General features: G+C 31.1%; 17 protein-coding genes and 1 pseudogene. 6 read left to right on the top strand and 12 right to left on the bottom strand.

Going from position 1 to position 22368, the window contains the following annotated elements:
* Positions 1 to 189: 189 nt before the first annotated feature.
* The 5 genes from FH779_RS07400 to FH779_RS07380 all read right to left on the bottom strand — a co-directional run bounded on the left by FH779_RS07400 (position 190) and on the right by FH779_RS07380 (position 5992).
* Positions 190 to 2313, bottom strand: coding sequence for a catalase (locus FH779_RS07400; RefSeq protein ID WP_038330328.1), 2124 nt, complete (start codon positions 2311 to 2313; stop codon positions 190 to 192).
* A gap of 241 nt (positions 2314 to 2554) precedes the next feature.
* Positions 2555 to 2959 (bottom strand): hypothetical protein, encoded by a 405-nt coding sequence (locus FH779_RS07395; protein ID WP_038330326.1) that lies wholly within the window; start codon positions 2957 to 2959, stop codon positions 2555 to 2557.
* A gap of 10 nt (positions 2960 to 2969) precedes the next feature.
* Complete coding sequence (locus FH779_RS07390; RefSeq protein WP_038330325.1) at positions 2970 to 3236, bottom strand: hypothetical protein; 267 nt, start codon at positions 3234 to 3236, stop codon at positions 2970 to 2972.
* A 1-nt stretch (position 3237) separates the two neighbouring features.
* Positions 3238 to 4230 carry a cbb3-type cytochrome c oxidase subunit II gene (locus tag FH779_RS07385; protein WP_038330323.1) on the bottom strand — a complete coding sequence of 331 codons (993 nt, stop codon included), beginning with the start codon at positions 4228 to 4230 and terminating at the stop codon, positions 3238 to 3240.
* Between the two features lie 10 nt (positions 4231 to 4240).
* Complete coding sequence (locus FH779_RS07380; protein ID WP_038330321.1) at positions 4241 to 5992, bottom strand: cbb3-type cytochrome c oxidase subunit I; 1752 nt, start codon at positions 5990 to 5992, stop codon at positions 4241 to 4243.
* A gap of 481 nt (positions 5993 to 6473) precedes the next feature.
* Here FH779_RS07380 and FH779_RS07375 point away from each other — a divergent pair, with 481 nt between their 5' ends.
* The 3 genes from FH779_RS07375 to FH779_RS07365 are packed head-to-tail and all read left to right on the top strand — an operon-like array spanning position 6474 to position 8124.
* On the top strand, positions 6474 to 6890 hold the full coding sequence (locus FH779_RS07375) for a Crp/Fnr family transcriptional regulator (protein WP_038330319.1): 417 nt from the start codon (positions 6474 to 6476) through the stop codon (positions 6888 to 6890).
* A gap of 31 nt (positions 6891 to 6921) precedes the next feature.
* A complete protein-coding gene (locus FH779_RS07370) occupies positions 6922 to 7773 on the top strand; it encodes an SDR family oxidoreductase (RefSeq protein ID WP_038330317.1) in 852 nt (283 codons plus the stop codon).
* 6 nt (positions 7774 to 7779) lie between these two features.
* A complete protein-coding gene (locus FH779_RS07365) occupies positions 7780 to 8124 on the top strand; it encodes a hypothetical protein (protein WP_038330316.1) in 345 nt (114 codons plus the stop codon).
* A gap of 228 nt (positions 8125 to 8352) precedes the next feature.
* On the opposite strand, the gene FH779_RS07360 is transcribed toward FH779_RS07365, so the two are convergent.
* From FH779_RS07360 to FH779_RS07340, 5 genes are all read right to left on the bottom strand, one after another.
* Positions 8353 to 8952 carry a Crp/Fnr family transcriptional regulator gene (locus tag FH779_RS07360; RefSeq protein WP_038330314.1) on the bottom strand — a complete coding sequence of 200 codons (600 nt, stop codon included), beginning with the start codon at positions 8950 to 8952 and terminating at the stop codon, positions 8353 to 8355.
* 191 nt (positions 8953 to 9143) lie between these two features.
* Positions 9144 to 9710 carry a YciE/YciF ferroxidase family protein gene (locus FH779_RS07355; protein ID WP_052217411.1) on the bottom strand — a complete coding sequence of 189 codons (567 nt, stop codon included), beginning with the start codon at positions 9708 to 9710 and terminating at the stop codon, positions 9144 to 9146.
* A 57-nt stretch (positions 9711 to 9767) separates the two neighbouring features.
* Entirely contained in the window at positions 9768 to 10394 is a 627-nt protein-coding gene (locus FH779_RS07350) for a KGG domain-containing protein (protein ID WP_115000521.1), read from the bottom strand.
* Positions 10395 to 10833: 439 nt separating this feature from the next.
* The gene (locus FH779_RS07345; protein WP_052217408.1) at positions 10834 to 11469 is read right to left on the bottom strand and encodes a hypothetical protein; all 636 of its coding nucleotides are present in this window, start codon (positions 11467 to 11469) and stop codon (positions 10834 to 10836) included.
* Between the two features lie 1128 nt (positions 11470 to 12597).
* A complete protein-coding gene (locus FH779_RS07340; protein WP_180906588.1) occupies positions 12598 to 14169 on the bottom strand; it encodes a Na+/H+ antiporter in 1572 nt (523 codons plus the stop codon).
* A gap of 225 nt (positions 14170 to 14394) precedes the next feature.
* On the opposite strand from FH779_RS07340, the gene FH779_RS07335 reads away from it, so the two are divergent.
* The 3 genes and pseudogenes from FH779_RS07335 to FH779_RS17745 all read left to right on the top strand — a co-directional run.
* Positions 14395 to 15273, top strand: coding sequence for a helix-turn-helix domain-containing protein (locus FH779_RS07335; protein WP_038330308.1), 879 nt, complete (start codon positions 14395 to 14397; stop codon positions 15271 to 15273).
* 64 nt (positions 15274 to 15337) lie between these two features.
* Positions 15338 to 16489 (top strand): iron-containing alcohol dehydrogenase, encoded by a 1152-nt coding sequence (locus FH779_RS07330; protein ID WP_038330306.1) that lies wholly within the window; start codon positions 15338 to 15340, stop codon positions 16487 to 16489.
* A 501-nt stretch (positions 16490 to 16990) separates the two neighbouring features.
* A pseudogene (locus FH779_RS17745) lies at positions 16991 to 17458 on the top strand (type I restriction endonuclease subunit R); the annotation flags it as partial.
* An 830-nt stretch (positions 17459 to 18288) separates the two neighbouring features.
* Here the strand turns inward: FH779_RS17745 and FH779_RS07315 are convergent.
* Both FH779_RS07315 and FH779_RS07310 read right to left on the bottom strand, forming a co-directional pair.
* The gene (locus FH779_RS07315; protein WP_038330304.1) at positions 18289 to 19494 is read right to left on the bottom strand and encodes a PepSY-associated TM helix domain-containing protein; all 1206 of its coding nucleotides are present in this window, start codon (positions 19492 to 19494) and stop codon (positions 18289 to 18291) included.
* 6 nt (positions 19495 to 19500) lie between these two features.
* Positions 19501 to 21684 (bottom strand): TonB-dependent siderophore receptor, encoded by a 2184-nt coding sequence (locus FH779_RS07310; protein WP_180906587.1) that lies wholly within the window; start codon positions 21682 to 21684, stop codon positions 19501 to 19503.
* Positions 21685 to 22368 lie beyond the last annotated feature (684 nt).

Here is a 22368-nt window from a genome sequence, read left to right as displayed (position 1 = left end):
ATTGCTATCAAAATGTTTTACAATGCCATTTTTTTCCATCGTTACGACCCAACACGAATTTTGATGCATACCATAATCAATTATAAAAATAGTATGACCTCTACCAATAGGGGTATCTACAAGTATTGTAGGACTAAGTTGTAAAATCATTCGTCTAAATTTTATAATTATATCACGTTAAACATTTTATTATGAAGGAACCTTCCTTTCTTCTTCACGGTCCCAAATACGATGTAATTTCATTACTTGAATAAAATCCACAATCCAATTCTCATTTTCATCTTCTAAAATCACTCCTCTATCAGGTTTCACAAATGAATTATCCATTAACGTACCTGCTCCTTTTGCAAATGCTAATATTTTACAATGTCTGTAAGAATCATTGATAAATTCATAATAATCTGGATTCAATTTTAAAGATTCAATTGATTTGCCTGATGGTGTAAACACTGCATCATAACAAACAGATGGATCTGTAAGATAACTATGGGAAATCTTTTCTTTACTTCCTTCTTCATAAGTTAGTACACCTACTTTAGATGAAATTAATACCGCTTGAGCTCCCTCTTTTTCCAATGCTTTTTTTAATTGATCTACACTTTTTTTAGAAACACCATTATCCACTAAAAAGGCTACTTTTCTAGTTTTAATAGTTCCTTCACCTTCTTTTACTTTCATACTCAAAGCATCAGATGAATTTATTTCTTGTTTTTTAGGCTGTAGAGGATAATTGGGATGATTTTGCCTTGCAAAACTTAATGTCAGTTCATCCAACTCTTTTGGAGGCTTAATACCAAGATTATCTCCTACTTTTTGCGCTAGAGTTTTATCAATTTGATGAAGTATAGCAACTTGTCTCTCTCTAATTTTTGGATCAGTTACCTTACTCAATTCAAAACTAAAAGCATCTATAATATGTTGTTTTTCTGGTTTGGATTGTGAATTAAAAAATAAGGTTGCTTGAGAAAAATGATCAGCAAAAGAATCAGATCTTCCTCTTACTTTTTTACCTTGTACCTCTTGTTGATGTGATTGAAAGCCCTCTTCACCTTTCAACATAGCATGATAAGGACATCCCGAAGCTTTACTATTTGGAAAATAACTTACACCTCCTTTCAGTATATCAATTCTCCCTGTTCCATCTTTTTGATTATTATGCTTTTGGTTTAATGATCTATTAATAGGAATTTCATGAAAGTTTCCTCCTCCTAATCTATAATTCTGTGTATCCATATACGAAAAAACACGACCTTGCAGTAAAGGATCATCCGATAAATCTATACCTGGGATAATTCTTCCGGGGTCGAAAGCCACTTGTTCTGTTTCAGCAAAAAAATTGTCTGGATTTCTATTAAGTGTCATTGTGCCAATAATTTTAACGGGTACTAATTCCTCTGGAACTATCTTTGTTACATCTAATAAATCAAAAGAATATTTTAATTCATCTTCTTCAGGAATTAGTTGAACACCTAAATCCCATTGCGGAAAATTACCTGTATCAATAGCTTCCCATAAATCTTGACGATGAAAGTCAGAATTAAATCCGGAAATTTTCTGAGCTTCGTTCCATGCTACAGAATGTACTCCTAATCGAGGTTTCCAATGGAATTTAACAAAAGTTGCTTTACCTTTCTCATTAATCAATTTAAATGTATGTACACCAAACCCCTCCATCATTCTAAGGCTACGAGGAATTGCTCGGTCAGACATCGCCCACATTATCATATGCGCAGATTCAGGCATTAATGAAATAAAATCCCAAAAAGTATCGTGCGCTGAAGCAGCTTGGGGAATTTCTTTATCTGGCTCTGGCTTAACAGCATGTATTAAATCAGGGAAATTCATAGCATCTTGAATAAAAAATACAGGAATGTTATTTCCAACTAAATCATAGTTACCATCTTCTGTGTAAAATTTTACAGAAAATCCTCTAACATCCCTAGCTAAATCTGTAGATCCTTTAAATCCTGCAACGGTTGAAAAACGAATAAATAGTGGAGTCGTTTTACCTTTTTGAAGAAATTTTGCACATGTATATTCACTTATATCCTCATGTATTTCTAATATTCCGTGAGCTCCACTACCTCGAGCATGTACAACACGTTCAGGTATTCTTTCTCGATCGAAATGACCCAACTTATCAAAGTATATATGGTCTTGTTGTAAGGAAGGTCCTCTATCTCCAACTTTTAAGGTGTTATTATTATCATAGATAGAGACACCGTCATTAGTTGTCAATTTTTGATTCGAATTATCAACTGTAAATTGACTCATTTGTTCTGATTTAAGATCTGATTTTTTTGATTTTTTCATATGCTAATATTAATTAATGAATTAGAATTGACGAATAGAACGTAATAAGAAAAATAAAATCAACACAAAACCTATAGCTTTATTGTTATTTGTTTATTTTATATATAAATTTATTATGACATAAATCAATTAGAGTGCCAAATATTAATTATATGACAAAAATTAATTCATTTAAATAACAACAAGATATTTAATTAAATATATCTAAAACGTACTTTATTAATCTATTATCACATTGTTTTTAAACAGCATAACTAGTAATCTCATAATATATAGCCCATCCAATGAACAAAATTATAAGTATCCATATCCAATAAGGAATAGTTTTAGGTGTTTCGCTACCATTAATTAAAAAACTTTTTTGTTTTCCTTTATCGTAAGCATTTATCATAAGTGAAACAGTTCCATTTAAAATAGACTTATTTTTTATTCCTTCTACTTGAATAAAAGGTCCGTTTGTAACAGTAAACTGTATGATTTTAATTCCTTCTTTGCCCGTTGTCGAACGACTAACTATTTTTAAAAAATGTTCTCCATCAACCATCTTTTCTGTATCTAAATCAAAAACAGTAGGTGCGTCCAATTCTGCAATCGGCTGCAATTGATCATCTAAAAATAAAAATATTTTGCTTCTGTCATTTTTCATACGATCTGTTTTAATCTGAATAAAATAAATTTTTTATGTGTCCACTTTCTTTTTCTCCTGGTTTAAATAAATATTTTAGGGATAGAATAAAAGTCCATAATGTAATTAGAATAACAATTACTACAATAAACCAATCCCAATCGCTTTGAGGACCTGTTCCATGTGTAAAATTCTGTGTGATTTTTGGTTGTTGCAATTGACATGCATCACATGCAAACAAAGCTGATGTTAGGAATATACTTACAAAGCACATATTATTTTTAGCTCTTTTATTCATATTATTTTATTTTATCTAAGATGACTTGTACTTCTTCAGCAGTAATTTTTTTTGCCTTATTTCCCCAACTTGAACGTTCGTGATTTATTATAGCTGCTACATCTTCTGCTGTAAAACCTGCATTCTCCCCCACTGCTGGCATAGTTGCATATTCAGGACGGGGATCATATCCTTTCATAATTATAGTAACATATAATTCTAAAGCTCCTCCTGTAACTACAGGACTATTTTTTAAAGGAGGAAATGCTCCAGGAACTCCTTCACCATTTGCTTGATGACAAGTAGCACAATTAGCCGTATATAATTCCTCTCCATTTGGTAAATTGGACATCGTTTCACTTCCATTGTTACTTTTTATCTTCTTTTTGTATAAAAAATCAGGTACACTACTATCGTCTGTAAATTCAGTTTGTTTTAAAGATTTTAAATAAGCAACTAATTGTAAAGCTTTTTTACTCGCAACTATCTTTTTATTACGTTTAACAAATTTCTCAGGAACTTTTACTTCAACATCATCCTTATGTAGAAAATCACGTTCGATAAAAAGAAAAGGATAAGCAGGCATAATAGATTGTGCAACAGCTGCGCGAGGTTGATATAAGTGAATCAAATGCCAATCATCGCTAGGTTGTCTTTCTCCCACATTTGTTAAATCTGGTCCTGTGCGTTCTGTTCCCATTAAATTGGCTGTATTTCTCCAAAGATCTAATCGCTTATTAATCGCATAATCTGCAGGTATACTTGGACGTTTTCCAAATACATTATCCATTTCTACATTGCGTACTTGCTGAGTATGGCAAGCAACACATCCATTCTCGATATAAACCATTTTTCCCGCTTGTTCATCTGCAGAGAGTTCTTTTGATTGTCGTGGTAATGGCTGATTTATTTTTTGATTTTCTAAGGCAGGAATAATTGCAATATATGTAGTCAAGAAGAGAAAAAGACCAAGGGCTGCCCCAAAAAGAGTTTTATGATTATTAAAAAATGACATATAAATTTATTTAAAGATTAAACTCTTTTTCACTATGCTGTTTCTTCGCCGCTAATATTTCAGAAGGAGTTACTGGAATTGTAGTGTTTTCTCCTTTTTTTATCATCCTATAAAAATTATAAGCAAAGATTAAATGAGAAAACCACATCATAGTACCTCCTATTGCTCGCCAGAGCCAATAAGGTCCCATATTGATGACTCCTTGAATAAAAGGTTTTTTATCCATCCATAGTTGTCCTGTACCTGTTCCGCCAATCATGAGTGCAATAACATAGAATAATAATCCAATCAAAGCCAACCAAAAGTGTATACCAACTAATAATTTTGGAGGCTCTTTACCTGTTAATCTTGGTACTAACGTATAGCAAAACCCCCACAGCATAAACGTGATAATGCCATACATTGTTAAATGAGAATGAGCAACAGTAAAATCTGTAAAATGCCATAATAAATTGGTGAATCGAAACGCTTCTACTGTTCCTTGAAAAGACCCTGTAAAATAAAAAATAATCGACATAAAATAGAAAGGCAAAGTGTAACTAGTTTTCAATTGATACCAAGCTCCATTAAATGTTAATAAAAAATTTGCTGTACCTGCAGCTACAGGGATTAACATTCCAGCACTTGCGACTATTGCAGTTGTTTGGAGACTCCAAGGTATAGCACTAAAAATAAAATGGTGTGTTCCTATCAATGTGTAAAATAAGGTGTGTGTCCAGAATGCTAGAATTCCTAAACTATACGAATAAATAGGTTTATTGAGTTGTTGTGGAAGAAAATAGTACATCAATCCCAAATTAATCATCATAAACCACATCCCAATTGCTTGATGCATATAATAACCCTGCATTATAGTTTCTCCCATTCCATTTTGCCAAAAAGGTAAATAACAAACTATAAGAACGACAACAATAAACATTGTTCCTGAAACAATATACCAATTTGATATATAAATTTCTTTTGTTTTGCGCTTAGCAATTGGTCTAAAAAAATTGTACAAAGAAACTGCTACTCCTAAAGCGAAAGCGGACATGACTGGCCATATATATTCCCTATATTCCCCACCACCATTATTAATTCCGGCAAGTAAAAATATAGTCCCAACTAAAACAGCCATATTAACTAAAACGAGAGAAAGATAACCAAGCTTTAAATTAAAATTTTCGATATTGCTTACTCTTGGTATTACATAGTAAGCAAAACCAAGCATGGCCAAAGATGCCCATCCCCAAAAAACGGAATTTGTATGTGAAGGCCTCATTCGTCCAAAACTAAGCCAGCTTACGTGATCTAAATCTGGTACAACAAATTTAATTCCTAAATAAAGGCCAAATGTTGTTCCAATAATCAACCAAAAAGTAGCTGTACCTAAAAAATATAAGATGAGTTTGCTTAAATCATTTGTTATGTATCTTTGAAAACTTGAAGTTCTTCTTTTAACAGGAAAAACTCTCAGCTCTTCCACTATATTAATATTTCTTACAATACCATTTTCATCCGAAACAATGTAATTCTCTGAAAGGTTATGTGATGTAAGATTTAATTTTAAGAAATTTTCTTTTTGGTTATAAACTAAACGTTCTTCTTTAGAAAGGCTTTCTAATTTTTTTTCAAGTTCTTGTGCTTGTTTTCGTTTTATTAGAGTACCATAAATTCCTAAAAGTCTAAAAATAATGATAAGCAAGCCTGAAAAGACAATTGCAAATATTAAAAAAATGGTAATTTGAACTCCATTTTCTTGTAGTAATGATCCACCTTCCATAATCGAAGTATTAAAATTTAAATATTGAGATCCAATACAGAATTGATCTCTTTAATAAAAAAGAGAATTCCTAATATTTATAGGAATTCTCCTAACACAAATAGATATTTTATCGACTTCTCTTAATAGAGTCGACATCGTAAGATGTGCTATCGACTGGAAGTATAGTATCAGCAGAGTCAGGAGACATTGGATACTCACCTGATAATATACTATCATGTGTAATAATAGAATCTTTCTGATTCGGTAACACTTCATTTCTTGGTTTACAGCTAATAGCTGATAAAACGAATAAGAATGTAATGACTGCAATAGTTTTCATAAAATATCTTTTTGTGATTAAACAATACACAATGACAATCGACTCATCATATTGTGTGTCAAAATTAGAAGTAGAAAACTGATAAGGTTATGATTGTACTCATAAATAGAACTAAAAAATCAAAGTAGATTGGTTAAAACTACTTTAAAAACTTAGGATATGTTAATAGACAAAGATTTATTATTTGAATTTGGTGCAACTCAGCAAACCTACAAACCAGGAGAATTTATTATTAAAAAAGGCATAACAGCAAAATTTTATCTACAAATACAAAGTGGAAAAGTAAAGAGAAAAAATTATCAACACGAAAAAATAGTTTTAGAAACTCAGCTTTCTAAAGGACAAAGTTTAGGTGAGTCATTTCTATTTTCGGAAGATCTATATACTATTACAATTCAGGCAATGGTAGATTGTGACATATTAAAATTAGAGAAAGTAAGTTTTCATAATCTTTTAGAAAAACATCCTCATTTGTATGGTAATATTTGTAAATGTATGAGCGAAAAATTGTTTCATAAATTTATTATGATTCAACATTTATCAATCAGAAAACTTGGAATAGATAATTATAAGTGAATATTTTTTATAAACATTAAAACTAATAAAAATGAAAAAATTACAACAAGCAAATCAACAACAAACCAGACCAGGAAAAGAAAAAAAAATGCAACCAATTCCCGAGACATATCCAATTATATATCCGCAAGAAGGAAAATTGGCTGGAAAAACAGCCTTAATAACAGGTGGAGATAGTGGGATTGGAAAAGCTACAGCTTTACTTTTCGCTAAAGAAGGTGCAGATATCGCAATTGCATATTTAAATGAAAAAGAAGAGGCGTTATCGACTAAAAAAGAAATTGAGAAATTTAATGTCAATTGTAAAATAATAAAAGGCGATTTGTCTATTGAGAAAAATTGTAAAATTGCAGTTGAAAAAACTATTGAATCATTTCATAAAATTGATATCTTAATTAATAATGCAGCTTTACATTGGGAATGTGAAACATTAGAAGAAATTTCAACGAAGCAGCTAGAAAAAACATTTAAAAACAATGTATTCTCATATTTCTGGATGACAAAATACACTTTACCTTATATGCAAAAAGGAAGCACCATCATCAATACTACTTCAGTTACTGCTTATAGGGGAAGTCCAAAATTAATTGATTATGCTGCCAGCAAAGGAGCTATCGTTTCATTTACAAGAAGCTTATCTGCTAATTTAGTAAAAAAAGAAATTAGAGTAAATGCTGTTGCACCTGGTCCTGTTTGGACACCTCTTATTGTATCTTCTTTTGAACCTGAAAAAATTGCAACATTTGGAAGTGACAAACCTATGGAAAGAGCTGCTATGCCAAATGAAATTGCACCTGCTTTTTTATTTTTAGCTTCAGAAGATGCTCGATTTATTACGGGACAAGTAATCCATCCAAATGGTGGAGAAATCATAAACGGCTAAAGAAATATGAAAAAATCAGATAATACTCATTCAGAACATGAATTTTTATGTTTAATTCATGAATTTATTTTTGGAACTACAACTGCACATTTGATTCTTGATCCCCCATTTATTATTAAATCACTTGAGAAAATTAGTCAAACTACTTTATGTAAACAAAAAAAAGATTTTTTTGAAAATATAATTACTGACTACAAAACATCAGTAATCAAATTTCTTGACAAGAATAATTATTCACATGGAGAAATCTGTCTAACAAAAAAAATGTTAATTCATTTTTATTCAAAATTTTCTTACAATAAAGTAAAAAAAGAACAAGAGTTAATAACATTGATACACAGAGATTTATAAATAACATTAGCCCATTATTAATTGTATACAAATAATAATGGGCTAATAAAAATAATTAAATTATTTTCTACTATTTCTTCTCTTTTTTCTTTTTTTGAGCCAAAAAAATAAAAATACCCATCCTCCTATAAGCATTATTATATAAGCGAAAATATGCAGGCTAGATAAAAAAAATTCTTTAAATTGTGGGAACATAATAGTTGTTTTTAGGAGTTTAACAAATTCTTTTTAATACAGTATTTTTCCCTTTTGTAACCTTAACATATTCTGAGATTCCATTAACTTGACCGTTCGAATTACAGTTTCTACACACATTCCTGTTATACCAGCTAATTGCTGTCGTGTTAAATCTATTTTAAAAGAAAAAGGCACTGTTGATTCTATAGCATTATTTTTCAAATAATCCAATAATCCTTTCATTCTAATAATGGGGTTATTAATGGAGTTATTTTGCATCATAAGAAACTTATAATGCAATTTCTCTGACATACAACGACTAAGATTTATGTATAAGCAAGGATTAGATTCCAATAATTCTAAAAAATTAGTTTTACTTAATCTTAAAAATACGGTATCTTCTATAACTTGAGCGTTCATCGGGTACAATCTTTCTAAAAACAAGAAACATTCTCCTACGCTATTTCCTGGTAATAGAATGTTTTGTATAGATTCTTTTCCTTCTTCATTAAAATGATTAACTTTAACTTTTCCTACAATAATCTGATAATAGAAAGAAGGATGAGCACCTTCCGTAAATACAGTCTCTCCATTCTTAAAATAGACTCTTTCAGCACCAAACTGATACAATAATTTTTCATCAATAAGCATAGTATTAATCTTTTGTGGTTTGTTTTTAAAATATAGTAATAGAGGCAGTAAATCGTTTTAAAAAGAATCAATAAGTATACCATAGGATAAATGAGTATGTTAAACTTTATCAGTACAATCCTTTTCAAATAAAAAGATCTCTTATTAATAATTATTATGAATAAATATTAATAAGAGATCTAATCACAGAACTAATTTTCTTCTTCCGCTTCAAAATTGATTAAAGTTTCAGCAATTTCAGTAAGATTATCATCCGTTTCTTCTTCTTCAGACAATGTTTTTTCAAGTAAATCAGCAACCTTTTCATGTTCCATTGTCAAAGCTAACTGCACAAGTCCTCCATACGTTGCAATTTCATAATGTTCAATTTTTTGAGCAGCAATAATCAAAGCCGCGTCACGCGTCATCGATCCGTCTTTAGTGGATTTTATAATCTCTTCTGCCTCTTTTATTAATCCTTTTATTGCTTCACATTCTTTTTTATCTGCTTTTTCATCGAGTAAAGTAAAAACTTTTTCTAATCGGCTGATATGCTTTTTGGTTTGTAATTGATGATCCTCAAAAGCATCTTGAAGCTCTTCTGTTGTAGCAGATTTTTGCATTTTTTCCAATCCATCAATTAATGCATGTTCAGCATAGTATATATCTTTAAGTGCAGAAATAAAGAATTTATGCAATTCTGATTTTTTCATTTTATCATCAATATTTTCGATTGATTTATCCATTGAATCAATTTGATGAGACTCTTTCTTTGCCATAATTATTCATTTTTTTTAATAAAAATTGCCCCTCCTAAAAGAGGCAATATAAAACAATTAACCATTTCTTCTACCTCCAAAACCTGAACGGCTTGAATTTGAAGAACGCCCGCGTTGATTAGAAGATCGTCCACCTCCATGAGATGCTCTACCTCCCATACGCGCAATACGCGTACGTTCTGCTTTGCTCATTGAAGCAAATCCTCTTTTTGAAGTTCCCGATCCACTTCCTGAATTTCTGCTATTCCCACTTCTTGATGAATTGCTTCGAGAATTAGAAGAAGAGTTAGAAGTAGATCTTCGGTTATTAGATCGTGATGATGAAGAACGGTTACCACGACCAGAAGATCGATTATTAGAAGAAACAAATCTACCCATACTATCTCGCTGTGGCGTACTTCTTCTATTTCCTCTTCTATTATCCTGATCATCTTCATCATCATAATCTTCGTCGTCGTAATCATCATCGTCATAGTCATCATCGTCATAGTCATCATCTTGATAACCGCTTATAAAATCATCATAGTCTTCTTCATAATCAGAAAAATCATCATCATAATCTTCATCTTGTGATGCATCATTAAAACCATGATCATAACCCAGCTGATAAATTTCTTCTAAGGTTGATTTAGCATTGTTTGAATTACTGTGCGAATTGTGGTTGTTTGAATTACTTCTTTTCATAATTGTAGTTTTGTAATTTATGACACAAATTGACTAGTATTTATTATGACATAAATTGGATTTAACTTTTATTGAAATACTAATTAGATTTCTTTCTATGGCTAAATTATTCACATAAAGATTGTGATATTATGACTCAAATCATAATAGTATAAAAACGTTTTCAATTCTTAAAATCAATACATTAAAAAAAATACCCGCAATATTTAGCGGGTATTAAAAAAGAATAAAACATTAATAAGTGTGATATGTAAAAGTAATTAATTTAACCTTGTTTCTTTCCAATAAGGAGTCGTAATACTAAGGAAATAAAAGCCATAAATAATAGAAAATGCACAATTCCATGATAGCTTATACCTAATCCAAAATATATTAATCCCCAAAAAATTATTAGAATGGTTGCTATCAACACAAATGTATTTCTCATCTCAGTTTTAATTTAAAAGTTAATTAAGCCTTCACATAAACATTTCCATTCTAATTTAGCTATTCCAAACATTCCTCCTAAAGCAATAATGAAGTTTCTAAAAAAATTGATTAAGTTTGTATGACTTAAGTTAGGGTATTCATTTCGACCATATACTCCTATTTTGATTAAATTATTATCTTTACTTATTCGAAAAGTTGAGGTCGACTTTTTACTATAAAAATGAGCAATTAATTTGCTGTTTTTTTTATTTGGAGAACTAGATGGGGAACAAATAAAAGACAAACTTGCTTGATTGTCATCAATAGATTTTTGCTCGCAAATTGATACTATTTTTACCCAATCAAATCCATTTTCACCAAAAGTTCCTGGTCCTGGTATATCAATTCGTATAAAATCTCCAACAATTGGTAAACGATTAACATGAGCTCCACTTTGGTCAAACAATCTAAAATCAGCAGAAAATTCACCACAGAAATGTTTCCAATTATTTATAGAAAGAAATCTACATCTTAGTATTTGGTAACAATCATCAATTAATCCATCATCATTGAAATATCTATTACTTTCTGTATCATGAAAGCCTCCTCCTCTTTGTTTTGGAATTTCATTATAAGTTTTTGTTAGATATTTTTTCAACTTTTTCATAATGTATGAATTAACATGAACGAAATTAGCTGCATCTATTGCTTATATTTATGATTGAGGTCATATTTTTAGTAAAGAAATTATTAGATTATATGTTGTTCTTTGAGGTTAAAGACAATTGTACTTTAGAAAAAATCACATAAACTAACAGTTCCACTAAAATAAATTTGTTTTAAAAAAAACAATTAGAGATTATTTCACTTAAAATACTAATTTTTTTTATTAGATTTATTAAAATAATTTACTATTGATATGAAAAAAGTTAGCAAGAATTAGTATTTTATGTTAATTTATTCACAAAAATCACTACACTAATACTACACCACACTCCCCTACACTATTGATGAATAAAGGGATTTACACTTTCTGTATCGGAAAGTAACCTCATCAATACTAACATAGTATAAATATATTAAAAAACCTCCTAAAATCAATGTTTTAAGAGGTTTTTTTAATATTTCAAAGTATACAAAAGAATAAATATGTTATAGGTTTATTATAGTTATTTGTATCAAATATTTGTACCTTATTTGTATTTTTAATAAAATCAGTTGAAAAATTTGAGTGAAAATTGGTATTTTGGACGAAATAAAGTCCTTTTAAATATTCTTATTTCTCCTTAATGGATTTTATACACTTTTAAAAAATGTACGTTATCAAAATAAATGGGATACTTCTTCCTAAAAATTAAGAGAGTGTTTGGTTTATAAATTTATTATTTTTTCTTGAAAATACAACTTCCTTCTTTTTGTAATTGTTTGTTGTTTAATACTTGCTCTTTGTTCCAAAATTTTATCTGCACTACCAAAATAAACATCCAAAGGAGTATGGTTATTCAAAGCCTCATGATAACGTTGATTATTGTAACGATAAACAGATTTTCTAAAGCTGCTTTTAATTCTTCTGGAGCGAAGTAATTATCAAGTTTTACCATTTTTGATGGTTCTGTAATAGTGTTCAATTTTTCCTTGTGTTTGTGGATGATTGGGTCTTCCGTGTATTTGATCCATTTGATAATTGTCTTATAAATACGATTGAACAAAACCTCCTTTAAGAAAATTCACGTGTAATATCTTTTAGTACAAAAGAATAACTCTCCACGTCAACAAAGTGTTTTGTTTTTAAAAATTAATGCATTCCCAGTTTTTCTTCCTGTAAATCGAGCATTTTTAAATGTTTACGTACAATTTCTTCGTCAAGAAGAAGTTCCTCACGGTTTTTGGAGATCAGCCATTCGCGCTGATGGTTTATGATATCCAAGTAAACTTCACGGTATTCTGGAAAATTCAGAATGACTTCCGAACTGTTGACACGATTTTCCCAGATTTGTAACTGATCCTTTATCGCCGGGAATTTTTCAAGTTTTTCGAAATGGGTATCCTGGATTCTTTTCACTCCTATTTTTGCAAGTTCGTTCCGGATTTCATTATCGATTTCCTTTTCAGAGCGGGTAAAATCAGGATCCTGAATTTTGAATTTTGTGATGAGAAAAGGCAGCGTCAAACCCTGAACCAACAAAGTAAGCAGGATGACCACGAAAGTGATAAATAAAATCAAGTTCCTGTGCGGAAAGGGTGTTCCATCATGCAAAGTCAGCGGAATTGAAAGTGCGGCAGCCAGTGAAACCACGCCGCGCATTCCCGTCCAACCGATTAAAGCAGGCACTTTCCAGCCTGGATTTTGTCGGTCGGCAACAGTGATGAAATTACGCATAATCATCGTGGTGAATACGGCACCATAAGCCGCAACGATTCTTGTTATAACCAGAATAACTGTAATCAAAACGCCATAACCAAATGCTGTGAACAAATCTGTTTCAAGCCCTGAAACAATCTGTGGTAGATCGAGCCCGATCATCATAAAAACAATACCATTCAGCAAAAAAACCAAACTGCTCCAAACATTTAGCGTCCCTAAACGCGATGAAGTAGCCAGAAAAGAATGACTTCTGTTGTAAAGCAACAAACCACCACAAACTACAGCCAAAACACCGGAAGCGTGAAGCTCTTCCGCCACAAGATACATGAGGAACGGCGTTACGACTGTGAGTACAATATCGATATTGGCATCAGTTGGCAACAAGCGGTGCATCTTCATAAAGAAAATTCCTATAAGGATTCCGATTCCAGCACCCCCGATACACATCCACAGAAAACTAAGGGCAACTTCGTGCCAGATGAATTGTCCCGTCGCAACGGCAATCATTGCAAAGCGAAAAATAATCAATGATGAAGCATCGTTCAGCAAACTTTCACCTTCAAGAATGGAAGAATACCGTTTCGGGATTTTTACAAATTTCAAAATCGCTCCGGCACTCACGGCATCCGGCGGCGAAACTATTCCCCCCAATAGAAAACCCAGTGCCAGCGAAAATCCAGGAATAAAATGATTGGCGACAAAAGCTACAACCAAAGAGGTAATAAACACTACCACGAAAGCAAAACTGACCACAATCCTGCGCCAGCGCCATAATTCTTTCCAAGAAGTCGCCCAGGCAGCTTCATACAAAAGTGGCGGCAGGAATATAAAAAATATTAGTTCAGGTTCTATATGAATTTTAGGCGTGCCGGGAATAAAACTGATGCCCAGACCGGCCAGGACCAGCAAAACCGGATATGCAACTTTTATTTTTTTGGCAAGCATCACCAGCAAAACGGTGATGATTACTAGGATCAGGTAAAATGTGAGATTCTCTAGCATTTAGTTTTTAGATTTTTTTGATTAAAGAAGTTTCTCGAAAGCTTTTCTTACACCGCTTACCAGGTAACCCTCGTCGCAATAAGTATATCTTATTTTATTGAGTATGTGAAGCATTGGCTGCGTTATCAAAATTCGTATCCACTTTTCGCTGAAAATTTACAAATTTAATTCGATATCCTATAGTTTTATTCTAATTTTGTAACGAAATCGAATGAAGAAAACGAAATGAAGCAGTATCACCTAAAAGATTTTAATCAAAAAAGAGAAGACGAAAATTTATCTTTTCGTGTATTCGATTTTACATCCGCTACTTTAGCCCCCTATACCATACCTCATCAAAATACACACTTTTGTGTCTTGATGGTTGAAGAAGGCATTCTGGCTTTACAAGTTGAAGAAAATAAACATATTCTTCGTCCTCATAAAGTAGCTGTTATTTTCCCTCATCAGGCCAGTTTAATACAAGTTCAATCTGAACAAATAAAAGGAAAACTTATACTTTTTGATGAAGTGCTTTTTTGTTCGGATATTCTTAAGAATGAACTTAGCGTATACAATGTCAATTTATCCACCCAATTGAATTGCACAATTTTAGAAGAAGAACCATTTAAAGAAGGCTTACGCACTGTAAAAATTGTACAAGATATTTATCACCACCCTAGTTTGATCAAGAAAGAACAAGCACGTTTTTTTATTAAAACGTTTTTATTATCGCTGATTGAATCTGTACATGGCCAACACGCCTTACTTTCGACATCTCATAGCAGCGATCAACAATTATATGTGCATTTTAAAAAACTCTTGAACGAGCGATACAAAACTCAACGTACGGTTCAGTATTATGCGGATCAATTGCACATCACGCCTAAAAAATTAAACACCATTACGAAAAAGCATTGTGGAGAAACGGCTATTGATGCCATTCATCACCGCATCTTAACGGAAATTAAACGCCAGCTGATGTTTGGAGATCGTCCTCATAAAGAAATTGCTTTTGATTTAGGCTTTAATTCACCTGCTGCTTTGAATAAATTTGTAAAAGCAAAATTGAACGAAACCCCTACACAATTACAACAAGAATTGGCTCAAATGTATAACACGTAGTCCTGTTTGTATAATAGTAAAGACATTTTAGCCGCTAACTTTGCCGAATAAAATAAAATATAAAATGAGTAAATTATTTGTTGCGGGTGAAGTATTTCATGGCGCTGGATCTTTAGACGAATTAAAAAATATCAAAGGTAAAAAAGCATTTATTGTAACTGGAGGAAGTTCTATGCGTAAAAGTGGAACTTTAGATAAGGCGATTGCATATTTAAATGAAGCTGGTATAGAAACTATTGTATTTGATGGGGTTGAAGAAGATCCTTCTTCAGCTACAAGTTTTAAAGGTGCTGAAGCTATGCGTGAATTTCAACCAGATTGGATTGTTGGTTTAGGTGGTTGTTCAGCAATTGATGCTGCAAAAATGATGTGGGTTTTCTACGAACATCCTGATGCTGATTTTGATGCCATGACAACACCATTTACTGTACCTACGTTAAGAAAAAAAGCAAAATTTATTGCGATTCCTTCTACAAGTGGAACAGGAACAGAAACAACTGGTTTAGCCGTAATTACAGATCGTGAAAAAGGTGTGAAATACCCTATCGTTTCTTACGAATTAACACCGGATGTTGCCATTATAGACGGAGAAATTTGTGCTTCTATGCCTGCTCACATAACTTCAAATACAGGATTAGACGCTTTAACACATTGTGTAGAAGCTTATGTATCGAATATTGAAAATAACTACGCTGATGTTTTAGCGAAAGGAGGTTTAGAAATTGTTTTTGATAACTTAAAAGAAGCGGTGAATAACCCTACGAACATCAAAGCTCGTCAAAACATGCACGATGCATCTTTTATGGCAGGTTTAGCATTTAATAATGCATGGTTAGGAATTGTTCACTCATTATCTCACCAAGTTGGGGCATTATACGGAATCCCTCACGGTATGTCGAATGCCATCTTTTTACCTAATGTTATTCGTTATAACGCAAAAGTTTCAGATCGTTTTCCTGATTTAGCAAAAGTTATTGGAAAATCAACGGCTGAAGAATTAGCACAAGCTATTGAAACGTTAAGAAGCGAAGTGAATAATATTGGATCGATTAAAGAATTTGGTATTTCAAAAGAAGATTGGGATAAAAACTTAGATTATATTGCTAATAATGCTTTAGTTGATCCTTGTACAGGATTTAATCCACGAGTACCAACTTTAGAAGAGTTAAAAGAAATTTACAATATCTGTTACGAAGGTTTAGTTTACCAAGACTAATCTATTAAGACTTTGTAATATAACTCCTAACCTCAATTATCGAATGATAATTGAGGTTTTTAATTCTATCTTAACCGAAAAATTTTCTGTTAGGTTTGTTTGGTGTTTGTCCGTACTTCGTTCGGTGTTCGTTCGGTGTTAACTGTTTTAAAGGATTTTCGGTACATTACATTATTTTCTAGATTTTTTTCTTCGACATTCGATTTATTGATGAAAATTATTCAGTTTCAAAATCCTTAACTATTTCATTAAAATTACTGTTATTGTACTTGATCTATATCTCATTAACATCCATTACCTAAGCTTAGATCTTATTTACTACTTCTACTCTATCTTATTCTTTGATATTATGGTACAATAATATCTCTAAATGTCCTACTTTGTCGTATATGACACATAATTTTGATGAATTAATACAATTATGGTTTCCGTAAATATTTATCTATTATTTTGATATTATTCGTTATTTGATTTTGTTTATTTATTTCCTAAACTTTTACTATGGATAAACGTCAATTTTCTGAAAAAGATATCAGTACTAAATTAATTACTCCTGCGAAAGAAAATGCTGGATGGGATAGAATGCATCCATATTTTGAACAAAAGACTTTTACAGATGCACGCATTCATATTTGTGGAAATCTTACTGCTCGTGGTAAATAAACGTGCAGACTATATTTTATACTATAAACCGAATATTCCAATCGGAATTATTGAAATTAAAGAAAATAATCATAGTGTGGGTGCAGGAATGCAACAAGGTTTAGAATATGCAGCAATATTAAATTTATCATTTTTCTTTTCTACAAGGGTAATTGTTTTCTATTTCATGATAAAACCATTCCTAATTAAATTAAAACTGAATTGGAATTAGACCAATTCCCCTGTCCTAAAACATTATGTAATAAATACGTGAAATACAAAGGAATTAAAATTGAATTAGCCAAAGAAATCGTAGAACAAGATTATTAAAAATATTTGAAATTAGAAGGAGGTCCCATAGTATGGCTTAGGTATTCCTTTTCTTATTGTTCTTTTTTTATTCATTAATTTTAAATTTTAATTATCAGTATTCATATGCCCTTCGGGGAACAGACTAAAAAGTAACCAATACTTCGGCAGGCTCAGCACAAGCAAGTCAAGGCTGTAAACCTCTCTACTAAAAATATTTTCATTTCTCTAAAGATTTTAAAAACCCTATTTAAATCATTATTATTCTTTCATTTTTTTGCGCATCCAAAAAAACGAAACAAAAAAAGATGCCGACAGTAGTCTCTCAATGATTCAACTAACTAAATTATTTTCATAAAGTTGGCAACTCGCTTCGCTCAAACACTCCAACTTTTTTTATTCCAATAATTTAGAGTTGAATTACATTTCGATTCTAAATCGTCGGAGTTTTAATTCATTTTCAATAACATTTGAGATTAAGAGGAGGAGCCACGGTGTGGCTCAGGTATTCCTTTTCTTTATTTTCATTTTATTATTCATAGCTTATCTATTTTAATTATCGGTATTCATATGCCCTACGGGGAAGCTCATCCAAAAAAACGAAACAAAAAAGGATGCCTCATCCGTTCTCACTACTTCGGAATGACAACTGGTTTTTGTTATTCCTTATTATCGTCTAAGTCTTCAATACAATGTTTTGCAATTTCATTTATTTTCTGTAGAATTTTAAGTTAGTTGATTAACCATTTATCTAAATGAGTATTCTCTTTTGATAAAAAAAGACCTCAAATTCACATAAAAAATGAATTAGAGGTCCTTTGACATCTTAAAGTTTATTTAAAAACAACTTAACTTTTCTTCTTTTTTTTCCTTCTTCCCCACCATATCATAAAACCTGTTACTGGTAGAGAAGCAGAAATTAAGCTTACAACAAAAGCCAATATTTTTGTAGGCAATCCTAAAATAGATCCAACATGAATATCATAATTTGCTCCAACAACTTTCTCTCCAAAGTTCTTATCTTTTGGATCATGTATATGTAGCAATTCTCCTGAATTTTCATCAAAAATTAAACTACTGCTGCTATAATAAACTTGTTTTTTATGTGCAACATAAACTTCAAAATTTGGATGTTCATGATCGTCCATATGTTCATGTCCTAAATCAATAGAGAAACCATACGAGTTAGGATAGTTGGTTTTTACAGTTTCAATAATCTTATCGAGTGTAGATTCTTGTCTTAATTCAATTGGCGCAGTTGTTTTTATATGAGAAAAATCTGGATAAGTTGTATTGCCTCCCGAAAATATCACATAAATAGCAGCTTGAATAAAGAAAAAAGCATAAAATAATCCAGTAATAGAAAATATTAAAGCGAAAATTGAAGAATAAAAACCTAAGATATTATGAAGATCATAATTTTTACGTTTCCAATTATTTATGTTTTTCCATCTGAACCAGAAGCGTTGTTTTTTAGCAGCTTTATTTTTTGGCCACCATAATACAATACCGCTAATTAACATAAAAATAAAGATAATAACAGGAATTCCTACCACATAGCTTCCCCAGCTCTGTTTTAATAAGAAACTCCAATGTATCATTTTTACGATATTAAAAAAGCCATTTTTTTCATCATAAACTCTTAAAACTTTACCTGTATAAGGATTTACATAAGCTTGTTTATAAATAGGAAATTCATCAAAATAATTCCAAGCATTTACATCATGTTCATACCAATAGAACATATAAGACATGTTTTTATCCATTGGTATATTTACCCAATGAATAGGATATTTTTCTTGGGTTTGTTCGTCAACTAATTTTTCAAGTTGACGAATTGGGATAACTTTCTTATTCTCTACATCTTTTTCTTGATGATAGATAACATCCTTACGCGCAATATTTTCAAATTCATCTTTGAAAACATATAACGCCCCAGTTACTGAAACAACAAAAATTATTAATCCAATAATTAACCCAAACCAGAGATGTAGTTTACCAAATATTTTTTTCAGTTTTCCTACTTTTTTTGATGATTTTTGCTTGGAAGCCATTTTTGATTAAAATTTATATGTAAGACTTCCCGAAACATTTACTAACTGTTGTGGATTTGCTGTTGTATAACCAATCCAATAATGTTCATTTGTTAGATTATCTACTTTTACACCTATTCTAAATTTCTTCGCATCGAAAAAAGCATTTGCATTTACGATAAAATATTCTGGTAAATAAAAGGTGCTATTTACTTGATTTTTGCTCGCATAGTTTGCTCCAATTCCGAATCCTAATCCTTTTATTTTACCATCTAAGAATTGATAACTTGCATTAAAATTTGCTAACCACTCAGAACCAGCAGTTGTAGGTCTTGTTCCTTCTAAAGAAGTATCTGTTGGATTTTCTTCAATTTTTGCATTATTATAAGCCAAACCTCCTACTAGCGAAAATCCTTTCACTAGATAAGCATTAAGCTCTAATTCTACCCCTTCACTTTTTACCTTTCCTGATTGTGATTGAACAGATTGAAAAGTATCAGTATATTCTCCTGTATATAATAAAGAATTTTTGACATTGATATTATAATAACTTAAGGTCGCATTAATTTTATTATTAAAAATATTCATTTTAAAACCTCCTTCAAATTGATTTCCTTTTTCAGGATCAGAAAGAACTTGAGTATTTTCTTTATCTATGGCATAATATCCATTGCTTTTGAAACTATTTTGGTAATTACCAAAAACAGAGAATTTAGTTGGAACAAATTCATATACAAATCCAAACTTTGGAGACCAAGCTGATTGTGAATATGGTTCTGTTGGGTTATTATATAAATTACCTCTTTTAGAATCGTTATTCTCGTAACGAATAGAAGCTAAAATATTTAATCCTTGTACTGGTGTAAAAACATTTGATATATAAGCACTATACGTATTTAATTCACCTATTATTGGATATTCACCAACCGAATTCGAAGTATTATAAAAATCTTGTAAAGTATGATTATTCATGTTTGAATAATTTCCATTTTTAAACGGAACCCAATCAAAATCACCAGAAATAAACATTTGATTATTTTTGGTTTGCATATAATCTAAACCAACAACCGTTCTATTTCTCATTTTACCAAATGTATAATCGAAATTAAAATTTTGTTGTAATTGGAAAATTGTTTTTTTACTATCTCTTGTTGATTGATCTGCACGCATAACGCCTAATTCTGTATCTAATGGATTTTTAGTATAAGTACTTTCTGGAGCAACATAAAAATATGGGCTAAATCCATTCGATTGAGAATAAGCATTACTAATATTCGTAGATGATTTAATATGATCGTTAATTTTATAATTTATTTGACCAAATAAATTTCTGACTTTTGATTTGGCTTTAAGACCATCTCCAACATAAGATTGTTTGTAATCTAATCCCAAAACTCTTTCAAAATCTTTCATATTATTAATCCCTAAAGAAGGATTACCTGCTAAGTAAAAAAACATCTGCTCAGCCATTGCATTATTTTCGTACATTTCAAGATCAACGTTGATATCTAATCGATCATTCGGTTTGTAACGTAATGATGGAGCAAAAGCAAAATATTCATTTCCACTATTTTTTTTCTGAAAAGTACCAGAATTTGTATACGCTGTATTGACTCTAAACATTAATTTATTATCATTCGTAACTGGAGCATTAATATCTGCAGATGCACGGTAGTAATTATAACTTCCACCTGCAATACTTACTGATCCATCAAAATTTTCATGCGGTTTTTTTGTAATTCTATTTACAACACCTCCATAAGACGTAACATTACTACCAAACATTGTAGCAGAAGGACCTTTCAATACTTCTAATCTTTCTAAGTTTACAGCATCTATTGTAGTAGAAACAGGGGCTACCAAACCGTTACGTAAAGAGTTGTTGGAAACAAAACCTCTTAAAGTAACATAAGCTCCTCCATCTCCAGATCGACCGGTAGAATTCCACATTTTTTGTAAACCAGTTACATTACGATAAGCATCGTCTACTGTAAAAATAACTTGATGATCTAAAACTGATTTATCAATACTCGAAAAAACTTGAGGATTCTCGATAAACTTCAACGGCATTTTATTTGAAGTATCGGTATCTTTTTTTATAAAAGTATTGATAATTACTTCGCCTAATGTATTTGTCTGTATTGAATCTTTTTCTTGTGCAGAAGTAATGCACGCATATAATAATGAAAGTACTATTGTTACTTTTTTCATTTTGAAAATTTTGACAAAGCTATTTCATTATTTTAATTTATTCTAAATTAATTTAATAGTTTTTTCTTATATTCATGTTTTATTAATTAAGTTTTTTTTATGATAATTGAAAAACATTAACATAACGAAATAAAAAAAATTCACTTTTAACAACATTTGAGATTAAGAGGAGGAGCCACGGTGTGGCTCAGGTATTCCTTTTCATTAATGTCACTTTTTACTTGACTAAAAAGTAACCAAAAAGTCAAGGCCGTAAACCTCTCTACTAAAAATGATTTCACTCCACTAAACTTTTTACAAACCCTACGGGCTAAAAACTTTTTAACGTTACATTCAACCATTTTCTTAACGTGAGAGTTTTAATGCCGGTTTCTCCATCCTTTTTCCAATACTCAAATCCACTTTTAACAACAGATTTTGTCATTCTGGACTTGTCGAAGAATCTTATTTTCATTTTTATTCATGTTTTTGTTAATTCTATTTTAAATGAATTCATGTACCCTTTGGGGAAGTCTTGACACAAAAACATTTGAAATTAAAAATTTGAGATTAAGAGGAGAAGCTCCTGTGGAGCTTAGGTAAAATTGTTACAAGTTGATTAATAATTATATGTTCATTTTTATTCATGAGTTATTATTGTTTTTAAATGAATTCATATGCCCTTTGGGGAAGTCTTGACACAAA

Origin of the sequence: Empedobacter falsenii (genome assembly GCF_013488205.1) — a bacterium.
GTDB classification, from domain to species: Bacteria; Bacteroidota; Bacteroidia; order Flavobacteriales; family Weeksellaceae; genus Empedobacter; species Empedobacter falsenii_C.
The sequence above is the reverse complement of the archived record's forward strand: the minus strand, read 5'-3'. Positions and strand labels throughout refer to the sequence as shown.

What these genes read in the sequence shown, in the direction of transcription:
- FH779_RS07310 (WP_180906587.1), bottom strand. Translation starts at nt 21,684, where the DNA reads ATGAAAAAAGTAACAATAGTACTTTCATTATTATATGCGTGCATTACT.
- FH779_RS07365 (WP_038330316.1), top strand. Translation starts at nt 7,780, where the DNA reads ATGAAAAAATCAGATAATACTCATTCAGAACATGAATTTTTATGTTTA.
- FH779_RS07380 (WP_038330321.1), bottom strand. Translation starts at nt 5,992, where the DNA reads ATGGAAGGTGGATCATTACTACAAGAAAATGGAGTTCAAATTACCATT.
- FH779_RS07370 (WP_038330317.1), top strand. Translation starts at nt 6,922, where the DNA reads ATGAAAAAATTACAACAAGCAAATCAACAACAAACCAGACCAGGAAAA.
- FH779_RS07395 (WP_038330326.1), bottom strand. Translation starts at nt 2,959, where the DNA reads ATGAAAAATGACAGAAGCAAAATATTTTTATTTTTAGATGATCAATTG.
- FH779_RS07335 (WP_038330308.1), top strand. Translation starts at nt 14,395, where the DNA reads ATGAAGCAGTATCACCTAAAAGATTTTAATCAAAAAAGAGAAGACGAA.
- FH779_RS07350 (WP_115000521.1), bottom strand. Translation starts at nt 10,394, where the DNA reads ATGAAAAGAAGTAATTCAAACAACCACAATTCGCACAGTAATTCAAAC.
- FH779_RS07315 (WP_038330304.1), bottom strand. Translation starts at nt 19,494, where the DNA reads ATGGCTTCCAAGCAAAAATCATCAAAAAAAGTAGGAAAACTGAAAAAA.
- FH779_RS07400 (WP_038330328.1), bottom strand. Translation starts at nt 2,313, where the DNA reads ATGAAAAAATCAAAAAAATCAGATCTTAAATCAGAACAAATGAGTCAA.
- FH779_RS07390 (WP_038330325.1), bottom strand. Translation starts at nt 3,236, where the DNA reads ATGAATAAAAGAGCTAAAAATAATATGTGCTTTGTAAGTATATTCCTA.
- FH779_RS07340 (WP_180906588.1), bottom strand. Translation starts at nt 14,169, where the DNA reads ATGCTAGAGAATCTCACATTTTACCTGATCCTAGTAATCATCACCGTT.
- FH779_RS07330 (WP_038330306.1), top strand. Translation starts at nt 15,338, where the DNA reads ATGAGTAAATTATTTGTTGCGGGTGAAGTATTTCATGGCGCTGGATCT.
- FH779_RS07375 (WP_038330319.1), top strand. Translation starts at nt 6,474, where the DNA reads ATGTTAATAGACAAAGATTTATTATTTGAATTTGGTGCAACTCAGCAA.
- FH779_RS07345 (WP_052217408.1), bottom strand. Translation starts at nt 11,469, where the DNA reads ATGAAAAAGTTGAAAAAATATCTAACAAAAACTTATAATGAAATTCCA.
- FH779_RS07385 (WP_038330323.1), bottom strand. Translation starts at nt 4,230, where the DNA reads ATGTCATTTTTTAATAATCATAAAACTCTTTTTGGGGCAGCCCTTGGT.
- FH779_RS07360 (WP_038330314.1), bottom strand. Translation starts at nt 8,952, where the DNA reads ATGCTTATTGATGAAAAATTATTGTATCAGTTTGGTGCTGAAAGAGTC.
- FH779_RS07355 (WP_052217411.1), bottom strand. Translation starts at nt 9,710, where the DNA reads ATGGCAAAGAAAGAGTCTCATCAAATTGATTCAATGGATAAATCAATC.